The following is a 19,232-nucleotide window of genomic DNA, read 5'->3' on the forward strand; positions in this document are numbered from 1 at the left end:
GTACTTTCGTTCGGTGCGTGCCCGGACCGCGATCCTTTTAGCGCACACTAAAAGGTATGGCGATCGAGTGGGTGTTGAGTCCGGAGGACGTCGCGCGGATCAGGTTCGCCTTCTCCCCGATGTGGGAGCTGGTGGCCAGCCTGCGTACGCTGCGCGATCCGGCGCGGCAGTCTATCCACCTGCCGTGGATCAAGGCCGTGCGGCCCCGGCTGTCCTCGCTGGAGCTCGACGAGCTGTTCGCCCTGGTCCCGCCCTCGGGCTACCTGGCCGACTTCCTCACCCCGCCGCCCGACACCCCGTTGCCCGACTTCCACGAAGAGCTGTCCCGGGTACGGCTGACGCCCGCTTCTGCCGCCTTCGAGGAGGCGGGAGATCTGCCCCCTTCGCCGGTTATTTCGGCATTTCGCGACGATCCGGCGGCCGGGGTCGCGCGGGTGTGCGACGCGTTGGAGGCCTTCTGGGAGGCGTGCTTCGCCGAGTACTGGCCGCGCGTCTACAGCCTGCTCGAACGGGACGTGCTGCGCAGGTCGCGCTCGCTGGCCACCGGCGGGGCGCGCGAGCTGTTCGCCGGGTTCGGCCCGGCCGTGTCGTGGACCGGCGACCGGCTGTTCATCGACCGGCCGTGCGAGCACGGCCACGACATGCACGGCGACGGCCTGGTGCTCATCCCCAGCGCCTTCTACTGGCCGTCGGTCGCCGTGATGGCCGCGCCGTACCAGTCAGCGCTCGTCTACCCCGTCGACGGCGTCGGCACGCTGTGGGAGCAGGGGCCGCCGCCCGCGCCCGGGGCCCTCGCCGCGCTCATCGGCAGGAGCAGGGCGCAGATCCTGCTCGCCCTGGCCGAGCCGACCACCACCTCCGCGCTGGCCAGGCGCATCGAGCTCACCCCCGGCGCGGTCAGCCAGCACCTCGGGGTGCTCAGCGACGGCGGGCTGGCGGTCGGGATGCGCGTCGGCAAGCAGGTCCTCTACCGCCGCACCCCGACCGGGGACGCCCTGGCTCAGGCGTAACGCGCGCTCTCCAGCAGCCAGTCCAGGTGCGCCCTGGGCGCGGCCAGGTAGGCGCAGGCCACCTTGGCCACGTTCCTGGCGGTGAGCTGGTCGAGCCCGTCCAGGCGCAGCCGCTGGGCGGCCGCGCGCATGTCGGCGCAGCGCTCGGCGATCCGGTCGAGCGTCCAGGCGATCGCCTCCCGCTCGCCCAGCTCCAGCTCGCGCATCGCGATCACCACGAGGTTGTGGCCGTCGCCGCGCTCCTTCGGCACCGACGCCACGTCGTTGCACCAGGCCACCGCGTCGTTGCAGGCGTCGACCAGGCTCTGCCACGGCTCGCCCGCGTGCAGGTCGACCGGCACCTCCACGCCCAGGCACGGCTCCACCAGGTCGTACAGGAACGGTCCCACGGTCGCCCTGCGCATCGCCGGGTACTCCGCCAGCGACGGCCACGTGCCCTCGGCCCTGTTGCGCGCCTCCTCCGCGCACGCGTCCTGCTGCATCTGCAGGTGCGTGGCGAAGCGCAGCCGCCAGTCGTCGCTCATCTGCGCGCTGGTCAGCCGCCACAGCTCGGCGAACGACGACTCCAGCGGGTGCTCGCCGTGCCCGTCGAACAACCTCGGGTACGGCGCGCCCTCCTCGTCCAGGTCGTCGTCCAGGTGGAACAGCCACGTCAGCCACTGCGCGAACAGCGTGCCCGCCGCGACGTCGAAGTCGGCGAACGCCCGCCCGGCCATCCGGTGGAACCCCACCCCAGGCCCGACCCGCAGGCCGGTACGGCGGGCCCAGTCGATCACCGCCGCCTCGATCGCGTAGACGGACGGGTGCATGCGGCACGGCTCGGCCATCGCGGGCACGCGGCCGGTCAGCGGAAGCAGGGACTCCGCCGCCCTGGTGGCGGCGCGGGAGCGGGGGACCAGCGTGGACATCACCGCGGACTTCACCGCGGACAACACCCCGGTCCTCACAGCGGCCCGTACAGCCAGTTGCCCGCGGCGTGCGGATCGTCGCCGGTGTAGTACTGCCTGGTCGCCTCCACCAGCTCCGCGACCGACAGCCTGCCGTCCACGTCCCTGTCGAGCCGGTCGAAGGCGGCGTCGACGTCGTCGTAGGCGGTGCAGAACGCGCTCAGCATGATCCGGAACTCGGCCGGGCCGATCTGGCCGTCGCCGTCGGTGTCGCACAGCTCGGCCACCGCCTGCGCGGCGGGCGCGAAGACCGGCTCGAAGCTGTCGCCTTCGATGAAGGCCGCCGTCATACGGCCGTGGAACTCCTCGGCCGTGATCCGGCCGTCGCGGTCGCCCGCCAGCGTGTCCCAGATGGCGTCGAAGCTGTCGATCAGCTTCCTGCCGGTGGTCGTCGTCGGCGACTCGCCGAAACCGACCAGGATGCGTGCGCCGAGCCCGAGCAGGTCCTCGCGGCCGACCGTGCCGTCGGCGTCGAGATCCATGTGGCCGAATGCCCGGTCAAGCTTGCGATTGCGCAGGTCAGTAACCATTGATGCCTCCCCCGTGATCACACATTAGGTGGGGGAGGGGCCTTTGTCAGCGAGCCACACCTTTACCCGTGACAAAGGGTCATTGGTCAGCTACCGCCCAGGCTGTTGGCGAGCTCCGTCGCGGTCTTCTGGGTGAAGCCGCCGGAGATCTCCAGCGTGCCGCCGGGAATGGGGGAGATGATGGTCGGCGCGGTGATCACCTTGCCGTCGATGACGACGGCCAGCCGGTTGCGCGGCTCGGGCTCCTTGAACAACCGGGTGGTCAGGTCGGCGAACGCCTTGCCGTCCTGCTTGTTCAGCTCGACCTGGATCAGCCAGTCACCCGCCTGGCCCTGTCCCGCCGCGACCTTCTCCGGCCTGATGTTGGAGATGCCCGGCAGCGTCCTGTAGCACTCCTCGCCGGTCTTGTCCGCCGTGAAGCCGTTCGCGCAGGGGGGCTTGGCGACCTCGACGACGGGGAGCAGGTGGAAGGCGGCCGTCACCGGAGGCTTCTGCCTGCCGTTCAAGGTCAGCACCACGACCACGGCGCCGATCCCGATCGCCAGCACCGCCGCGGCCGCGATGGCCACGACCTGGGTGAGCTTCACAGGTCCCCCTCGTAACGTGTGCGAAACACGGAGCGGGCAGACTATAGGGGAACAGAGAGGCAGGGACAGTGGACCGACAGCAGGAGTTCGTTCTCCGCACACTCGAGGAGCGCGACATCCGGTTCATCCGGCTGTGGTTCACCGACGTGCTCGGCTTCCTCAAGTCGGTCGCCATCGCGCCGGCCGAGCTCGAGGGCGCCTTCGCCGAGGGCATCGGGTTCGACGGCTCGGCCATCGAGGGCTTCGCCCGCGTGTACGAGAGCGACATGCTCGCCAAGCCCGACCCGGCCACGTTCCAGATCCTGCCCTGGCGCAGCGAGAACCCCGGCGCCGCCCGCATCTTCTGCGACATCCTCATGCCGGACGGCTCGCCGTCCCACGCCGACCCGCGCTGGGTGCTGAAGCGCACCCTCGCCAAGTGCGCCGACATGGGGTTCACCTTCTACACCCACCCGGAGATCGAGTTCTTCCTGCTGAAGAACCGGCCGGGGCCTGGCAGCGAGAAGCCGGAGCCGATCGACTTCGGCGGCTACTTCGACCACACCCCGCACAGCTCGGGCCACGACTTCCGGCGCCAGGCGATCATGATGCTGGAGTCGATGGGCATCTCGGTGGAGTTCAGCCACCACGAGGGCGCGCCCGGCCAGCAGGAGATCGACCTGCGTTACGCCGACGCGCTCACCACGGCCGACAACATCATGACCTTCCGCCTGGTCATGAAGGAGGTCGCGCTGGAGCAGGGCATCTGGGCGTCGTTCATGCCCAAGCCGTTCACCGAGCACCCGGGCTCCGGCATGCACACGCACATGTCGCTGTTCGAGGGCGACCGCAACGCCTTCTACGAGGCCGGCGCCGAGTACCAGCTCTCCAAGATCGGCCGCTCGTTCATCGCCGGGCTGCTGCGGCACGCCGCCGAGATCACCGCCGTGACGAACCAGTGGGTGAACTCCTACAAGCGCCTCTGGGGCGACGTCGAGGCGATCGCCGGGGCCGGTGGCGAGGCGCCCTCGTACATCTGCTGGGGCCACAACAACCGCTCCGCCCTGGTCCGCGTGCCCATGTACAAGCCGCACAAGGGCGGGTCGACGCGCATCGAGTTCCGCTCGCTCGACTCGGCCTGCAACCCCTATCTCGCCTTCGCCCTGGTGCTGGCCGCCGGGCTGAAGGGCATCGAGGAGGGCTACGAGATGCCGGCCGCGGCCGAGGACAACGTGTGGGCCCTGACCAGCGCGGAACGCCGGGCACTGGGCATCCAGCCGCTGCCGCAGTCATTGGACGAGGCGATCGGCATCATGGAGCAGAGCGAGCTGGTGGCCGAGACGCTGGGGGAGCACGTCTTCGACTTCTTCCTGCGCAACAAGCGGACGGAGTGGCGCGAATACCGCCGCCAGGTCACCGAATACGAACTCGGCCGCTACCTCCCCGTCCTCTAGCTACCAGGCGGCCTCGGGGAGCTCCACCGGCAGCTCGGCGCCGTGGCTGAGGTCGAGGATGACGACGCCGTCGGCCAGGCGGACGACCCTGGCCCTGGTGACCCACTGGGCGTCGTAGAGGCGGCGGGCGGCCGCCACGGCGTACTGGGCGAAATGTACGCGCTCTGCTGTCGGCGGGGCGCCGCGGCGCTCGCAGCGCAACTCGTAACGGTCCACGGGCCAGCAGCGCGCGATCGGATCATCGCGGCGTGCGGTTCTGGCCATGCCCCACCTCCCCTTCCCCCGGCATGGTGACAAATGTAGAGCTGTGACTATTGATAGGGAAGGGGATGGCTAACAACCGGTATGACCGTCACCGGAACATGACATCCAGACCGTCCAGCAGCCGGGTCAGTCCGAACTCCATCAAGGTGTCCAGGTCGTAGTCGAGGCCCGGCTGGGTCAGCACGTGGGCCAGGTACGGGAAGCGGCCCGATGCGATCAGGGAGGTGATGGACGTCTGCCTGCTCGCCAGCCACTCCTCGTCGCTGAGCCCGGTGTCGCGCACCGCGCCCGCCTCGGGTTCGAGGTTGATCGCGATGCCGTTGACGTAGGCGGAGACGGTGACCGACACGTGCAGCATCGTGTTGGCGTCCAGCCCGAGCCCGTCGAGGGAGGCCATCGCCCACTCGCTGCGCGCCACCGCGTTCTGCGCGTAGACGGGCCTGGTGAACGACATGACCTGCGCCAGCCACGGGTGCCGCCGGTAGCCCGCCCACTCCAGCCTGGCCAGGGCCTCCAGCCGCGCCCGCCACCCCTGCGGCGGCGGGTCCGGATACACGTCCTCGCCGCACGCCTCGTCGATCATGAGCTCGACGAGTTGCTCCTTGTCCCGCACGTCGCGGTAGAGGGACATGGTCGGGGTGCCGAGCTCGGTGGCCAGCCGCCGCATGCTCAGCGCGGCCAGCCCCTCGGCGTCGGCGAGGTCGATGGCCGCGCGCACGAGGTCGGTACGGCCGTGCCGTACCGGCCTGCGCGGCGGGGAGGCGGCCACGACGGTGCCGATCCCCGGCATGGGGCGCACCAGCCCCTCCTGGGCGAGCGTGGTGAGCGCCTTGGTGGCCGTGGCCATCGCCACCTGCCACTCCTCGGTGATCTGCCGGGTGGACGGGACCCGGTCGCCGGGCTTCAGCTCGCCGCTGGTGATGCGTCGGCGGATCTCGGCGACGATCCGCTGGTAGGGCGCCTGCATACTAGTGCACTATACCAGCGCACTAGGCTTTACAGGGAAAAACAGTGTTCGTACGGTGTATTCAAATACAGCGTACGAACGGAGAAGCGCCATGGACGTCCTCATCTCGGGCGCGGGGATCGCCGGCCCCGCCCTCGCCCACTGGCTGGTCCGAGCCGGTCACGACGTGACCGTCGTGGAACGGGCCACGGGCCCCCGCTCCGGCGGCCAGGCGGTCGACTTCCGTGGCCGCGCGCAGATGGGCGTGCTGGAGCGGATGGGCGTGCTGGAGGAGATCCGTGCCCGCCAGACCCACATGGGCGCCGTCGACATCGTCGACGCGGGCGGGTCCCGGCTGGCGAGCCTGCCGTCCGACCTGATGAGCGGCGAGGTCGAGATCTTCCGCGGCGACCTGGCCGACGTCCTGCGGGCCACGACGGACGCCACCTACGTCTTCGACGACTCGATCACCGCCCTCACCGAGACGGCCAGGGGTGTCGAGGTGTCCTTCGAGCGGTCGGCCGACCGCAGGTTCGACCTGGTCGTGGGCGCGGACGGTGCCCACTCGGCGGTGCGCCGCCTGGCGTTCGCGCCGCGGGCACCGCACCACCTGGGTTTCTACGCGGCCACCTTCGCCGTCGCCGAGCGCCCCGGGTTGCGCGGGAGGGGCGAGATGTTCAGCGTGCCCGGCGCGAGCGCGGGGGTGAACGGCTACGCGGGCAGGACCATCGGAGCGTTCCACTTCGCCGCCCCGGTCCTGGACGTCGACTACTGGGACGCCAAGGGGCAGCAGGACCTCCTGGCGGAGAGGTTCGCCGGGGTCGGCTGGCAGGTGCCCGAGCTGCTGCGGGAGATGCGGGCGGCGCCCGACTTCTACTTCGCCGCCGCCGAGCAGCTCCGCCTGGACCGCTACGCGAAGGGCAGGGTCGTGCTGCTGGGCGACGCCGCCTTCGGTCCTGGGCCGGGCGGGATGGGGTCGGGGCTGGCGGTCGTCGGCGCGTACGTGCTGGCGGGGGAGCTGGCCGCGGCGGGCGGCGACCACCGGGTGGCGTTCGAGCGGTACGAGCGGGAACTGCGGCCGTACGTCGCGGTGTGCCAGAAGCAGGCTCAGGGGGCGGACAGGTTCCTGGTGCCGGGCACGGAACGGCAGATCAGGGGGCGCGATCGGACCTTCAGGATGCTCTCCTGGATGCCGGGCAAGGGCCTGATCGCCAAGCTGGCGAGCAGAGCTGCCAACGCGATCGAGCTGAAGAAGTACTAGTTAACTGGGAGAGTGACAGATAGTCAGTTTGTGTCACCGAAGTGAACCTTGCCGGAATCTTTGGCATGTGCAATTTTACATATCACATATTCGGTGCCACACACCCCCCAGGAGTGGCGATGCGTTTATCCGCATTAACCATCGTGACCGCTGCTGCACTCGCCTTCGGCGGCTTCGCCGTACCGGCTCAGGCTGCGGCTGCTCAGGCTGCGGCGGCGGATCCCCCGCCGTCGGCCGCCGTCGCCGGGCACGAGCCGCACACCCAGGCCAGCCCCCTCAAGGCCGAGGACAGGCCGCCGCTGTCCGCCTCCAAGGACAAGTTGCGCGAGTCCTACGACACCACCCCCAAGGCGCAGGCCAAGAGCCTCGCGACGGCGGCTGCGTGCAACACCTCCGACTTCACCACCAAGACGGGCTCCGCGCTCGTCGCCGCGATCAAGGCGGCCGACACCGGCTGCGTCAACACCCTGTTCAACCTGACCGGGACCGACGCCAACGCGGCCTTCCGCGAGGCGCAGATGGTCACCGTGGCCAACGCGTTGCGCGACAACTCCGCCTCCTACCCGGGCGACAACACCACCTCGACCCTGCAGCTGGTCCTCTACCTGCGGGCCGGATATTTCGTGCAGTGGTATCACCCGGCCGACGTCGGCACGTACGGCACGGCCCTGCAGACCGCCATCCGCGGCGGCCTTGACGCCTTCTACGGCAACAGCCGTTCCAGCACGGTCAACGACGCCAACGGCGCCGTCCTGTCCGAAGCGGTCACCCTGATCGACAGCGCCCAGGAGAACGCCCGCTACATCTACGTCGTCAAGCGCCTGCTCAACGGCTACAACAGCAGCTACGACGCCTACTGGTACATGGTGAACGCCGTCAACGGCGTCTACACCGTGCTGTTCCGCGGCCACCAGGTGCCCGCGTTCGTCACCGCCGTCCAGAACGACACGACGCTGCTCGACACGCTCAAGTCGTTCGCCGACGCGCACATGGCGCTGCTCGGCACCGACAACGGCTTCCTCACCTCCAACGCGGGACGCGAGCTGGCCAGGTTCGTGCAGCACGCGCCGCTGCAGGCCAAGGTCAGGCCGATGCTCAGGTCGCTGCTGCAGTCCTCGGCCATCAGCGGGCCCACGGCCGCCCTGTGGGTGGGCGTCGCCGAGATGGCCGACTACTTCGACCACGCCAACTGCTCCTACTACGACATCTGCGACCTGGCCAACCGCCTCAAGGCGGCCGTGCTGCCGATCAGCCACACCTGCAGCTCCTCGATCAGGATCAGGGCGCAGGAGATGACGTCGGCGCAGCTCAGCTCCACCTGCACCAGCCTGGCCAACCAGGACTCCTACTTCCACGGCCTCGTCAACGACAGCGGGCCCGTCGCCAACGACAACAACACCACCATCGAGGTCGTCGCCTTCGACTCCAGCACCGACTACCAGACGTACGCCGGGGCGATCTTCGGGATCGACACCAACAACGGCGGCATGTACCTCGAAGGCGACCCGGCCGCAGCCGGCAACCAGCCCAGGTTCATCGCCTACGAGGCCGAGTGGCTGCGCCCCGACTTCCAGATCTGGAACCTCAACCACGAGTACACCCACTACCTCGACGGCCGGTTCGACATGTACGGCGACTTCAACGCCGGGATGAGCACGCCGACCGTGTGGTGGGTCGAGGGCTTCGCCGAGTACGTGTCGTACGGCTACCGCGGGGTCACCTACGACGCTGCGCTCGCCGCGGCCGCCAAGCACACCTACGGCCTGTCCACCCTGTTCGACACCACCTACGACAACTCCGACACCGAGCGCGTCTACCGCTGGGGCTACCTGGCCGTGCGCTACATGATGGAGAAGCACAAGAGCAACCTGACGACCATGCTCGGCTACTACCGCTCGGGCAACTGGAACGCCGCCAGGACGCTGCTCACCGGCCTCAACTACAACGCCGACTTCGACGCCTGGCTCACCAGCCTGGCGGGCGGGGGCGGGAACCAGTCGCCGGTCGCGAGCTTCACCGCGAGCGTGAACGGCCTGACCGCGACGTTCGCCGACACCTCGACGGACTCCGACGGCACGATCGCCGCCCGCGCGTGGGACTTCGGCGACGGCACCACCTCGACGTCGGCCAACCCGGCGAAGACGTACGGCACAGCGGGCACGTACACCGTGAAGCTGACCGTCACCGACAACAAGGGCGCCACCGCGACGGCCTCGAAGTCCGTCACGGTCACCTCGACCCCCGAGTGCACCGGCGCCGACACCAGGCAACTGGGCAAGAACTGCAAGCGCAGCGGCGTGAGCTCCTCCGCGGGCAACTACGCCTACTTCTACCTCTACCTGCCCGCCGGGACCACCAAGCTGACCATCACCAGCGCGGGCGGCACCGGCGACGCCGACCTGTACTACAACGCCTCCTCCTGGGCCACGACCGGCTCGTACACCCAGCGGGCCACCGGTGCGGGCAACGCCCACACCCTGACCATCACCAACCCCCCGTCGGGCTACACCTACATCAGCCTGTACGGCACCGCCGCCTTCTCCGGCGTCACGGTGACCACGAGCTACTGACGATCACCCACACCTCCGCCCGTCCCCGCGCCCGCGGGGGCGGGCGGAGGTCTTGACAGGGGAGAGGGGTCGGCTATTAAGTAAAGCCACCTAAGAAAAACGCGGCAGGAGGGTGGCGTGCACCCAGCGACACGTCCCAGGACCAAGGCGCAGACGCAGGACAACCGCATCCACAACCGCTCCCTCCTCCTGTCCGTCCTCTACCACGAGGGCGCCAGGAGCCGCGCCGACCTGGTCCGCATCACCGACCTCACCGCGCCGACGATCTCGGCTCTGGTCGCCGGGCTGGAGGCGGACGGCCTGGTGGCGGACAGGGAGCCGGAGCCCGACGCGCGGCGGCGCAGGGGCAAGCCGTCCGCGCTCGTCGAGATCCAGGACGACGCGGTCAACCTGGCGGTGCTCGACCTCTCGCACGCCGACCACTTCCACGGCGCGCTGACCAACCTGCGCGGCGAGGTCGTCCGGCGGGCCCGGGTGCCGATCTCCCGGGAACACGCGGTCGACCGCGTGATGGAGCTCGCCCAGATCCTGCTCGACGCCGCGGAACGTCCGGTCCTGGGCATCGGGGTGGCCTCGCCCGGCATCATCGACGACACCGGCGTGATCAGGCTCGCCGCCCACCTCGGGTGGACCGACCTGCCGCTGGCGGACCGGCTCACCGAACGGTTCGCCCTGCCCGCCCACGTGGGCAACGACGTCAAGCTGGCCGCCCTCGCGGTGCTGCACGGCGGCATGACGGACGCGCACAACCTCATGGTGATCACCACCGAGCACGGCGTGGGCGCCGGGCTGATCGTCGGCGGGCGGCTGGTCGAGGGCGAGCAGTTCGCCGCGGGCGAGATCGGCCACATCACCGTGGACGAGAACGGGGCGCCGTGCGTGTGCGGGCGGCGGGGCTGCCTCGACCCCTTCATCGACGCCGCCCACCTGCGCGCCAGGCTCGACGCCGCGCCAGCGGAGCTCCACGAGGCCGTGTTCGCCGAGGCGGGCAGGGCGCTCGGCATCGTGATCGCCCCCATCGTCAGCGCGCTCAACCTGAACGAGATCGTCCTGACCGGCCCGGCCGACCTCCTCGACGGGGAGCTCATCGCCGCCGCCATGCGGACCGCCCAGGCCCGCACCCTGTCGCCACTCAGCGCCTCGCTCCGCATCCGCCACCTGGCCGAAACCGACCTCAACCTGCGGGGAGCGGCCTGCCTGGTCCTCGCCGCAGAACTGGGCGTCTTCTAACAAACCCCCCAAATGCGCCGAACGTAGGCGTGAGCCATGTCAGGAGTAGCCGTGTTCCGAAGATTAGCCGTGGCAGGCCTGGTCGCCGTGGCCGCCATTCCCGCCCTCCCCGCCGCTGCCGAGGCAGCGACCGCCGGTACGGTCACCGTCGGCGGCAAGTGCCTCGACGACGCCGACTTCAACACCGCCAACGGCGCGGTCGTCCAGCTCTACACCTGCAACGGCAGCGCCGCGCAGGCCTGGACGTGGCAGGCGGACGGCCGCCTCACCGTCACCGTGGGCGCGCAGACCAAGTGCCTGGACGTCACCGGCGGCTCGAACGCCACCGGCGCGCTCGTCCAGCTGTACGACTGCGCCGGTGCGGCCCAGCAGAAGTTCAAGTACCTGCCCGACGGCACCATCTACAGCGTCAAGTCCGGCAAGTGCCTGGCCGTCCAGGGCTCGGTGGCGAACAACGCCAGGGTCGGGCTCGCCTCCTGCGATCCCGCGCAAGCCGTACAGAAGTGGCAGGCCGCCACGGCGCCTCCGGCGAAGTACCTGCTCACCAAGGGCGCCGACGTGCCCTTCGCCAACGGCAGCGACACCCCCAGGTCGGTCTACACCGACGCCGACGGCAAGTTCTACAGCCAGGACGCCCTGGCCCTCTACGAGTCCAACGCCCCGCGCCGCTGGGACTTCTACTCCGGCGCCACCTTCGACACGGTCACCAAGGACCCGATCAGCAACCTCAACGCCGACACCACGGACCGCTGCAACAACAGCCCGACGGGACTGAAGTCCACCTACGCCACGGGCAGCAGCTACAGCCAGCGCAACTACTGCGACCTGGTCGGCGTCTGGGTGGACCCGGACACCGGCTGGTGGTACGGCCTGGTGCACAACGAGTTCACCCCGCAGCCCTTCGGCGACGGCCTGCACTACGACTCCATCGACTACACGGTGTCGAAGGACAAGGGCAGGACGTGGGCCATCACCGGCGAGGTGATCACCTCGCCCTTCAGCACCAAGCGCGGCGACACCGCCGCCTTCCCGCACGACACCTACTACTACGGCGACGGCGACCCGCGCCTCTTCGTCGACTACCCGTCCGGCTACTTCTACGTCTTCTACGCCAGCCGCGCCCTGAACAAGACCGGCAGGGCCATCTGGCTCCAGCACGTGGCGCGGGCGCCGATCGCGCAGAAGATGGCGCCGTCGTCGTGGAAGAAGTGGCACGACGGCTCGTGGTCGACGCCGGGCACGGGCGGCGCCGAGAGCGACCTCATCCCGTCCGAGGGCTTCGGCACCGGTTACATCGCTCCCGCCGAGGACTACGCGCCGACCACTCAGGGGACCGTACAGACCCAGGTGGCCAACGGCACGATGCCCGACCACTCGCAGCTCACGGTGATGAACGTCGCCTGGAACGCCTACCTGGGCAAGTACATCGGCACGCCGCAGAACAACATCGCGCAGAACACGGGCACGCGCACCCCGCTGAAGTTCTACGCCACCGACGACCTCGCCACGCAGAAGTGGTCGGACATCGGCTGGGTGCCCGAGGTGCCCAACGCCGCCTGGTACCGCTGGATGCTCGACCCGGGCAACAAGACCAGCACCACGATCGTCGGCAAGACCTTCCGCTCCTACTGCCTGGTCGACTGCCCGGCCTCCGGCGCGGAGATCACCATCGCCCCGAGGTCCTCGGCCGACCTGCCCGCGCCGCCGGTCACGGCGAACCGCACCTACAAGATCGCCGCCGCCAACGGCAGCTACCTCGCGCAGAGCGGCTCCGCCCTCACCACCTCCACCGGCGGCACCCCGTGGAAGTTCGCCGCCACCGGCGACGGCTTCTACACCATCACCAGCCCGACCTCCGGCCAGGCGCTGAGCGTCGGCAGCGGCGACGCGGGCCGGGCCTGGGGCACCTCTGTCACCCTCGCCTCCCCAGGCTCAGCCGTCGGCCGGCAATGGGCCATCCAGGAAGCCACCAACGCGCCGCCCACCAGCGGCCCCTCCACGGGCACCGGCACCTTCCGCCTGGTCAACCGCTACAGCGGCCTGGCGCTCAGCCTGACCGGCAGCGTGGCGACCGCGCCCCAGCGTAACTGGGACAACAGCGGCACCTCCGGCGACACCCGCCCAGCTGCCGCGCAGCTCCTGACGCTCACCCCCGACGGCGGCGGCACCGGCGGCACCGTCACGGTCACCGACCCCGGCGACAGGACCGTGCCCGCAGGCACCGCCATCACCCCCGTGACGATCGCGGCCACCAGCTCCGCCGGGGCCGCCCTGACCTACACCGCCACCGGCCTGCCGCCGGGCCTGTCCATCAACGCCACCACCGGTCAGATCACCGGCACCCCGATCGCGGTCGGCGTCAGGAGCGTGACCGTCACCGTCGGCGACACGACGGGCGCGTCAGGATCGGTCACCTTCCAGTGGACGGTCACCGGCACCGACCTCGCCCGCGGCCGTCCCACCACCGCCTCCTCCACCGAGGTGACCAGCCTCGGCGCCACCCTGGCGACCGACGGCAACCCCTCCACCCGATGGGCCAGCGCCTACGCCGACCCGCAGTGGTTGCGCGTCGACCTGGGCTCCAGTCGTTCGATCAAGCAGGTGAAGCTGGTCTGGGAGGCCGCGTACGGCAAGGCGTACCAGATCCAGGTCTCCGACGACGGCAGCACCTGGACCACCGTCCACACCACCACCAGCGGCGCGGGAGGCACCGAGGACCTGACCGGCCTCAACGGGACCGGCCGCTACATCCGCCTGTACGGCACGGCCCGCGGCACCGCCTACGGCTACTCCCTGTGGTCGTTCGAGGTCTACTCCTTCTGACGGCGGAAGTCGGCACGTTCGTACAAGTCGAGCGCAGGACGGGCGAGCATCCTGGTCCCACATTCCGAGGAAAGGGCCGCGATGCTCAACCTGTCCATCATTCTGGAAGACAGCGCCCGCAATGCTCCAGACCGCACCGCCCTGGTCTTCGGTGACCTGCGCCTGCCGTACTCCTTGGTGGACACCGTCGCCAACCAGGTGGCCAACCTCCTGGTGGCGCGCGGGATCGGCAAGGGCGACAAGGTCGCGCTGCTCTGCCCGAACGTGCCCTACTTCCCCTTCGTCTACTTCGGCATCCTCAAGGCCGGAGCGACCGTGGTCCCGCTCAACGTGCTGCTGCAGCCGCGCGAGATCACCTACCACCTGACCGACAGCGACGCCAGGGCGTTCTTCTGCTTCGAGGGCGCGGCGGAACTCCCCATGGGCGCGCGTGGCAGGCAGGCCTTCAACACCGTCGAGAGCTGCGAGCACTTCTTCGCCCTGCCCGCCACGCCGCTGGCGACCGAGTCGGAGCACGGCGAGTCGTTCTGGGCGGCGCTGGACGGCATGCCGGGCGAGTTCGAGACGGTCCAGACCGCGCCGGACGACACCGCGGCCATCCTCTACACCTCGGGCACCACGGGACAGCCCAAGGGCGCCGAGCTGACCCACCAGAACATCCTGATCAACACCATGGTCAGCGACGAGATGTTCCCCACCGCCCCGGACGGCGACGTCTCGCTCATCGTGCTGCCGCTCTTCCACTCCTTCGGCCAGATCCCCGGCATGTGCGTGAGCATGCGCCGCGGCGCCACCCTGGTGCTCCAGCCGCGCTTCGAGCCAGGCGAGGCGCTGGAGCTCATGCGCAGGGAGAAGGTGACCATGTTCGCCGGGGTGCCGACGATGTTCTGGGCGCTGCTGTCGAAGATCCACGCCGATGAGGCCGAGGCGCCCTCGACGCTGCGGCTGGCGGTGTCGGGCGGCGCCGCCTGCCCGGTCGAGGTGCTCAAGGACTTCGAGGCCACCTTCGGCGTACCGATCCTGGAGGGGTACGGCCTGTCCGAGACCTCGCCGGTCGCCAGCTTCAACCAGCTCAAGCGCCCCACCAAGCCCGGGACCGTCGGCTTCCCCGTCTGGGGCGTGCAGATGCGGCTGGTGGACGACGACTGGAACACCGTGGAGGACCTCGGCGAGGTCGCCATCCGCGGGCACAACATCATGAAGGGCTACTACGGGCGGCCGGAGGAGACCGCCGAGGTCATGCGGGACGGCTGGTTCCGCACCGGCGACGTCGCCACCCGCGACGAGGACGGCTACTACTCCATCGTCGACCGGACCAAGGACATGATCATCCGGGGCGGGTTCAACGTCTACCCGCGCGAGATCGAGGAGGTGCTGATGACGCACCCGGCGGTCTCGCTCGTGGCGGTCGTCGGCGTGCCGCACGACTCGCACGGCGAGGAGATCAAGGCGTACGTCATCCTGGCGCCCGGCGCGAAGGCGACCGAGGGTGAGCTGGTCGATTGGGCGAAGGAGAACATGGCCGCCTACAAGTACCCGCGGACCATCGAGTTCCGCGGCTCGCTCCCGATGACGGCCACCGGCAAGATCCTCAAGCGGGAGCTGCGTTAGGGCACCCAGTCGATCGCGGCGGCGAGCTCGGAGGGCAGGTTGCCGAAGGTGGCGCGGAACACCCGCGTGAAGTGCGGGCTGTCGGTGAACCCCGCGCCGTGCGCGGCCACCGTCAGCGTCTCCCCGCTCGCCACCAGGCCGATGGCGCGCTGCAGCCTCAGCCACCGCACGTAAGGACGTAGCGGGATCCCCACGTGCGCGCCGAACAGGTGCGCCAGCCGGCTCGGCGACAGGTGGACGGCCTCCGCCACCGTACGCATGCGTACGGGACCGTGCCGCAGCAGCGTGGGGATCACGCAGATCGCCGCTTCCACTGCCGGGTGGAGCGGTACGCCGTCGGCGGCGCTGTGGCCGGTCCACCCCTCCACCACCCGCAGCGCCGCCGACGCCTCGGCCGAGCGCGCATGGCCGGGCGGGGGAGCGGCGAACATGGGCGGCCGGGGTCCGGCGGGATCGCCCGGCACCTTCGACGGCGCCCAGTCCGGCGCCCTGGAGCCCGCGCCGGAGCGCGCGAGCAGGGAGCGCCCCGGGGCGCTGCGCGGATCCAGGTGGACGAGCAGGGCCTCCGGCGCTCCGGTGAGGATCGTGTGGCGGGTGTCCGGGGGGACGACGGCGATCCGGGTGGTCACCCGCTCGCCCTGGGCGTCGGCCATGGTGAAGGGGGTGGCGGAGACGATCAGCTGGACCGCGTGGTGCGCGTGCAGCCCGTTCTCGCCGACCGCCCCGCCGTACAGCATGAAGCCGGGACGGAGTAAGCACCATCCGCGCCAGGGGTGCGCCATCACCCCATCATCCACCAGCCCGCACCCTCGGGAGCGCCCAGGACCCCGAGCGGGGAGACCCTCCTCACAGAGCTAAGGAGGATGCGAGAGAGGTCTCTTTTTGTGAGGTGATCTCAGGCGAAGTAGCGCGGCGTGAGGTCCGTCGTCGGCCAGGTGGTGACGGCGCCCGCAGCCTTGCCCAGGATCGGGTCGATCCCGTCGAAGTCGGGAGAGCCCTCCTCCTCGCGCCGGTTGAAGATCGCCACGTAGGAGATCCCGCTGGACAGCCGCGCCATGAACGAGAACGTGCCAGGCATGGACCCGTTGTGCCAGGTGTTGATGCCGCTGCCCGAGGTGCGCACCTGCCAGCCGCCGCCGTACCACCAGCTGCCCGTCTGCATCCCCGTCTCCGGCTTGGCGAAGATCGCCGACAGCGACGCCGCGTTCAGCACCGCTCCAGGGCCGTTGAAGACGAAACCCCACTTGACCAGGTCAACGGCCGAGGCGAGCCACCCGCCGTTGGCGTCCTGGTTGGGCATGTTGAACCCGCCCCACTGGTACGGCACGACCGTCCCCGAGGTGTCCATGACGGTCTTGTTGGTGTACTTCGACGCGTAGTCCACCTCGGTGATCGGCCGCTCGTTGCTGAGGCTGCGCCCGAGCCGCATCCGGCTGATCCCGGCGGGCGTCAGCAGCTTCGTCCGCACGTAGGACTCGTAGCTCTGCCCGGACACCTTCTCGATGATCCGCCCGAGCAGCATGTAGCCGTAGTTGCTGTAGGCGTAGCGGCTGCCCGGGTCGAAGTCGAGCGGCCGCTCGGTGCGGTACTTGACGATGTCGGCGTGCTCGATCGGCAGCGGGATGTCCAAGGTGGCCGCGATCGTGTGGTCGAGCCACAGCGGGTCTTTGGAGACGTCCCTGTCCCACCCGCCGAGGTGTTGCAGCAGGCGGAGCACGGTCACCTCGCCGAGCCGCGCGTCGGCGGCGGTCGACAGGCCCAGCAACTGGGGCAGCCGCGCGGTCAGGCTCAGCTTGCCGTCCTGCACCAGGCGCATGACGGCGGCCGCGGTGATGTTCTTGCTCAGGCTGGCGATCCTGAACAACGAGGTCGGCTGCACCTGGGCCCGGCTCCCGCCGTTGCGCGAGTAGGAGCCGTAGCCGCGCGCCGCCAGGATCTTGCCGTTCCTGGCCACCGCGAGCTGGGCGGCGCTGATGCTCCGCTCGGTGACGAAGGTCTTCATCGCGGTGTCGAAGGAGGCCAGCTGGGCCGGCATGACGCCGGTCACGAGCACGCCGGCGGCCTGCGCCGGGCGGGCGGCGCCGAGCGCGAGCGCCGGTGCGGCGACTGCGGCGGTCTTGAGGAGGGTTCGCCGTGTGGTCACAAATATCCCCTTAGATCATCAAAGGTCGGCAGCTTACGGGAAAAGTGGCTGGGGACGACAGGTTTCGGTCAGATGGAAGACCAGCGGCCATGGCGGCGTTACGTGGAGGCAATGGGGTCGTCACGACCCCCTGCTTGGCTTGCTAAACCGAGAGTCCGGTAAAATCGGTCTGTTTGAAATGATATTTCCGGACTTACCGCCGCTTGAGGCGATATTGGAGGGTGTGGCATGACGACGGCTGCCCTGCAGACCGTGCTGACCGTTCCCGAGCGTTTCCGCGGCCCCCAGGGGATCGCGAACGGCGGCTGGATCGCCGCCACGGTCGCGGACGCACTCAGCAGGAACCACACGGCAGTCGAGGTCACGCTGCACGCGCCGACCCCGCTGGAGACCGAGCTCCGCCTGGAGCACGTCGCCAACACCGCCACCCTGTCGCACGGCGACAAGCTGCTGGTCGAGGCGATCCCGGTGGCCGAGGACCTCGAGGCGCCGGCGTTCGTGCCGTTCAACGACGCGGCCCGCGCCGAGGCCGGGTTCGCCGGGTGGCACGGCCACGCCTTCCCCGAGTGCTTCGCGTGCGGCCTGCGCGAGCCCGGTGACGGCCTGCGCGTCTTCCCCGGGCCGGTCGAGGGGACCGACCTGGTGGCGGCGGGCTGGCGCGTGCCGTTCACGGTCGCGGACGCCGACGGCGTGCCGAACGCGATCGTCGGCGCTGTGCTCGACTGCATCACCGGGTGGGCGCACTTCGGGCCGGGCGAGTCGGCGCTGCTGGGCCGCCTGAGCCTGCAGATCCACCGCAAGGTCTACCCGGGCGGCACGTACTCGGTCGTCGGCCGGGCGACCGGCGCGGAGGGCCGCAAGCTGTTCGGCTCCAGCGCCCTGTACGAGGTCGACGGCACCCTGGTCGCCTCCGCCAAGGCCACCTGGATCAAGCCTCTCTAGAGGTACGGCTGACGCCAGGGGACGCCCAGCCGCCGACCGGGGCTGGGCTCCCTCCAGGGACACGCGACGACGAGCGGGCGCACGGCCCGCCGTTACGCCGTCCCGGTCAGCCGGTTGACGATCACGTCGGCGCAGCGGGGGTCGAAGAGGATCGTGTAGTGGTTGCAGTCGGGCACCAGCTCGTCCTCCACCACCGACGTCCACTCGGCGGCCAGCTCGTCGGGCAGCATCCCGATCGGCTGGTTCAGCAGCCCGCGCGGCGCGCGCAGCAGGGAGACCGGTGACGTGATCGCCCGCAGCGCCGCGCCGATCTCCTCGCCGTGGGTGCGCATCCAGCGGCCGTCCTCCATGACCGCCTCGCCCACCGCGCGCGAGCGGAGCGCCCCGGCGGGGCCGGTCAGGTCGTAGAGGACGTAGTCCTCCGCCTCCGGTGTCCAGGCGTCCACGAAGGCCGGATGCGCCTTGAAGAAGGCCACGTAGTCCTCAGGCGTGGCGAACGTCTGGCTGAGGCGCGCGATCGCCGGGCCCAGGGTCGCCTCCAGCTCGGCGTCCACGTCCGTGCCCGGCGGGAAAGCGGGCAGCGGGAGCCCGCCGTCCACCAGCACCACCCGGGAGAAGGGCCGCTGGGCGGCGGCCAGCGCCGCCACGTAGGCGCCCATGGAGTGCCCGGTCAGCACCGCGTCCTGCCCCGCCCCGACGTGCTCCGCCAGCCGCAGCACGTCGTCGGCGTGCCTGGGCAGGCCGTACGGGCCGGGCAGGTCGGCGCTGTGGCCGCGCCCGCGCAGGTCCATCGCCACGAGCGACCAGTCGGACGGCAGCCGCTCGGCCACCGCCTGCCACGCCATCAGCGAGGCGGTGATCCCGTGGACCGCGATGACGATCTTGGGTCCCTCGCCGAACCTGGTGTAGTGCATACCCTCGTAAAACATGACGAA

Annotated in this window: 16 protein-coding genes; 8 read left to right on the forward strand and 8 right to left on the reverse strand. The window is 70.1% G+C overall.

Features of this window, described 5'->3' with window-relative positions; all coding sequences use genetic code 11:
* Positions 1–56 precede the first annotated feature (56 nt).
* Positions 57–1,010, forward strand: coding sequence for a DUF5937 family protein (locus tag ACIBG8_RS53630; RefSeq protein ID WP_397351175.1), 954 nt, complete (start codon positions 57–59; stop codon positions 1,008–1,010).
* Here the strand turns inward: ACIBG8_RS53630 and ACIBG8_RS53635 are convergent.
* The 3 genes from ACIBG8_RS53635 to ACIBG8_RS53645 form a co-directional block, all read right to left on the reverse strand.
* Positions 1,001–1,933, reverse strand: coding sequence for a terpene synthase family protein (locus ACIBG8_RS53635; RefSeq protein ID WP_397351176.1), 933 nt, complete (start codon positions 1,931–1,933; stop codon positions 1,001–1,003). The genes ACIBG8_RS53630 and ACIBG8_RS53635 overlap by 10 nt on opposite strands.
* A gap of 20 nt (positions 1,934–1,953) precedes the next feature.
* Positions 1,954–2,487, reverse strand: coding sequence for an EF-hand domain-containing protein (locus ACIBG8_RS53640; protein WP_397351177.1), 534 nt, complete (start codon positions 2,485–2,487; stop codon positions 1,954–1,956).
* 86 nt (positions 2,488–2,573) lie between these two features.
* The gene (locus ACIBG8_RS53645) at positions 2,574–3,074 is read right to left on the reverse strand and encodes a SecDF P1 head subdomain-containing protein (protein ID WP_397351178.1); all 501 of its coding nucleotides are present in this window, start codon (positions 3,072–3,074) and stop codon (positions 2,574–2,576) included.
* A 68-nt stretch (positions 3,075–3,142) separates the two neighbouring features.
* Between ACIBG8_RS53645 and ACIBG8_RS53650 the strand changes: the two genes are divergently transcribed.
* Positions 3,143–4,507, forward strand: a complete 1,365-nt coding sequence (locus tag ACIBG8_RS53650) for a glutamine synthetase family protein (RefSeq protein WP_397351179.1) — start codon at positions 3,143–3,145, stop codon at positions 4,505–4,507.
* Here the strand turns inward: ACIBG8_RS53650 and ACIBG8_RS53655 are convergent, their stop codons facing one another.
* Both ACIBG8_RS53655 and ACIBG8_RS53660 read right to left on the reverse strand, forming a co-directional pair.
* Positions 4,508–4,771, reverse strand: coding sequence for a hypothetical protein (locus tag ACIBG8_RS53655; RefSeq protein WP_397351180.1), 264 nt, complete (start codon positions 4,769–4,771; stop codon positions 4,508–4,510).
* 88 nt (positions 4,772–4,859) lie between these two features.
* The gene (locus ACIBG8_RS53660) at positions 4,860–5,738 is read right to left on the reverse strand and encodes a TetR/AcrR family transcriptional regulator C-terminal domain-containing protein (protein WP_397351181.1); all 879 of its coding nucleotides are present in this window, start codon (positions 5,736–5,738) and stop codon (positions 4,860–4,862) included.
* A gap of 91 nt (positions 5,739–5,829) precedes the next feature.
* Here ACIBG8_RS53660 and ACIBG8_RS53665 point away from each other — a divergent pair, with 91 nt between their 5' ends.
* The 5 genes from ACIBG8_RS53665 (at position 5,830) to ACIBG8_RS53685 (ending at position 15,212) form a co-directional block, all read left to right on the forward strand.
* Positions 5,830–6,978, forward strand: coding sequence for an FAD-dependent monooxygenase (locus ACIBG8_RS53665; protein ID WP_397351182.1), 1,149 nt, complete (start codon positions 5,830–5,832; stop codon positions 6,976–6,978).
* A 143-nt stretch (positions 6,979–7,121) separates the two neighbouring features.
* Positions 7,122–9,548, forward strand: coding sequence for a collagenase (locus ACIBG8_RS53670; RefSeq protein WP_397351183.1), 2,427 nt, complete (start codon positions 7,122–7,124; stop codon positions 9,546–9,548).
* A 117-nt stretch (positions 9,549–9,665) separates the two neighbouring features.
* Positions 9,666–10,778: an ROK family protein gene (locus tag ACIBG8_RS53675; protein ID WP_397351184.1), complete on the forward strand. Its 1,113-nt coding sequence runs from the start codon at positions 9,666–9,668 to the stop codon at positions 10,776–10,778.
* A gap of 51 nt (positions 10,779–10,829) precedes the next feature.
* Positions 10,830–13,601: an RICIN domain-containing protein gene (locus ACIBG8_RS53680; RefSeq protein WP_397351185.1), complete on the forward strand. Its 2,772-nt coding sequence runs from the start codon at positions 10,830–10,832 to the stop codon at positions 13,599–13,601.
* 81 nt (positions 13,602–13,682) lie between these two features.
* The gene (locus ACIBG8_RS53685; RefSeq protein ID WP_397351186.1) at positions 13,683–15,212 is read left to right on the forward strand and encodes a long-chain fatty acid--CoA ligase; all 1,530 of its coding nucleotides are present in this window, start codon (positions 13,683–13,685) and stop codon (positions 15,210–15,212) included.
* Here the strand turns inward: ACIBG8_RS53685 and ACIBG8_RS53690 are convergent.
* Both ACIBG8_RS53690 and ACIBG8_RS53695 read right to left on the reverse strand, forming a co-directional pair.
* Entirely contained in the window at positions 15,209–16,009 is an 801-nt protein-coding gene (locus ACIBG8_RS53690) for a helix-turn-helix transcriptional regulator (RefSeq protein WP_397351187.1), read from the reverse strand. The two genes, ACIBG8_RS53685 and ACIBG8_RS53690, sit on opposite strands and share 4 nt — an antisense overlap.
* 98 nt (positions 16,010–16,107) lie before the next feature.
* Positions 16,108–17,355 (reverse strand): serine hydrolase domain-containing protein, encoded by a 1,248-nt coding sequence (locus ACIBG8_RS53695; protein WP_397351188.1) that lies wholly within the window; start codon positions 17,353–17,355, stop codon positions 16,108–16,110.
* A gap of 228 nt (positions 17,356–17,583) precedes the next feature.
* Here ACIBG8_RS53695 and ACIBG8_RS53700 point away from each other — a divergent pair, with 228 nt between their 5' ends.
* A complete protein-coding gene (locus ACIBG8_RS53700) occupies positions 17,584–18,297 on the forward strand; it encodes a hypothetical protein (protein ID WP_397351189.1) in 714 nt (237 codons plus the stop codon).
* A gap of 92 nt (positions 18,298–18,389) precedes the next feature.
* Here the strand turns inward: ACIBG8_RS53700 and ACIBG8_RS53705 are convergent, their stop codons facing one another.
* On the reverse strand, positions 18,390–19,226 hold the full coding sequence (locus tag ACIBG8_RS53705; protein ID WP_397351191.1) for an alpha/beta hydrolase: 837 nt from the start codon (positions 19,224–19,226) through the stop codon (positions 18,390–18,392).
* Positions 19,227–19,232 lie beyond the last annotated feature (6 nt).

It is taken from the genome of Nonomuraea sp. NPDC050556, assembly GCF_044457355.1.
GTDB lineage: Bacteria > Actinomycetota > Actinomycetes > Streptosporangiales > Streptosporangiaceae > Nonomuraea.

What these genes read in the sequence shown, in the direction of transcription:
- ACIBG8_RS53655 (WP_397351180.1), bottom strand. Translation starts at nt 4,771, where the DNA reads ATGGCCAGAACCGCACGCCGCGATGATCCGATCGCGCGCTGCTGGCCC.
- ACIBG8_RS53705 (WP_397351191.1), bottom strand. Translation starts at nt 19,226, where the DNA reads ATGTTTTACGAGGGTATGCACTACACCAGGTTCGGCGAGGGACCCAAG.
- ACIBG8_RS53685 (WP_397351186.1), top strand. Translation starts at nt 13,683, where the DNA reads ATGCTCAACCTGTCCATCATTCTGGAAGACAGCGCCCGCAATGCTCCA.
- ACIBG8_RS53660 (WP_397351181.1), bottom strand. Translation starts at nt 5,738, where the DNA reads ATGCAGGCGCCCTACCAGCGGATCGTCGCCGAGATCCGCCGACGCATC.
- ACIBG8_RS53700 (WP_397351189.1), top strand. Translation starts at nt 17,584, where the DNA reads ATGACGACGGCTGCCCTGCAGACCGTGCTGACCGTTCCCGAGCGTTTC.
- ACIBG8_RS53630 (WP_397351175.1), top strand. Translation starts at nt 57, where the DNA reads ATGGCGATCGAGTGGGTGTTGAGTCCGGAGGACGTCGCGCGGATCAGG.
- ACIBG8_RS53665 (WP_397351182.1), top strand. Translation starts at nt 5,830, where the DNA reads ATGGACGTCCTCATCTCGGGCGCGGGGATCGCCGGCCCCGCCCTCGCC.
- ACIBG8_RS53640 (WP_397351177.1), bottom strand. Translation starts at nt 2,487, where the DNA reads ATGGTTACTGACCTGCGCAATCGCAAGCTTGACCGGGCATTCGGCCAC.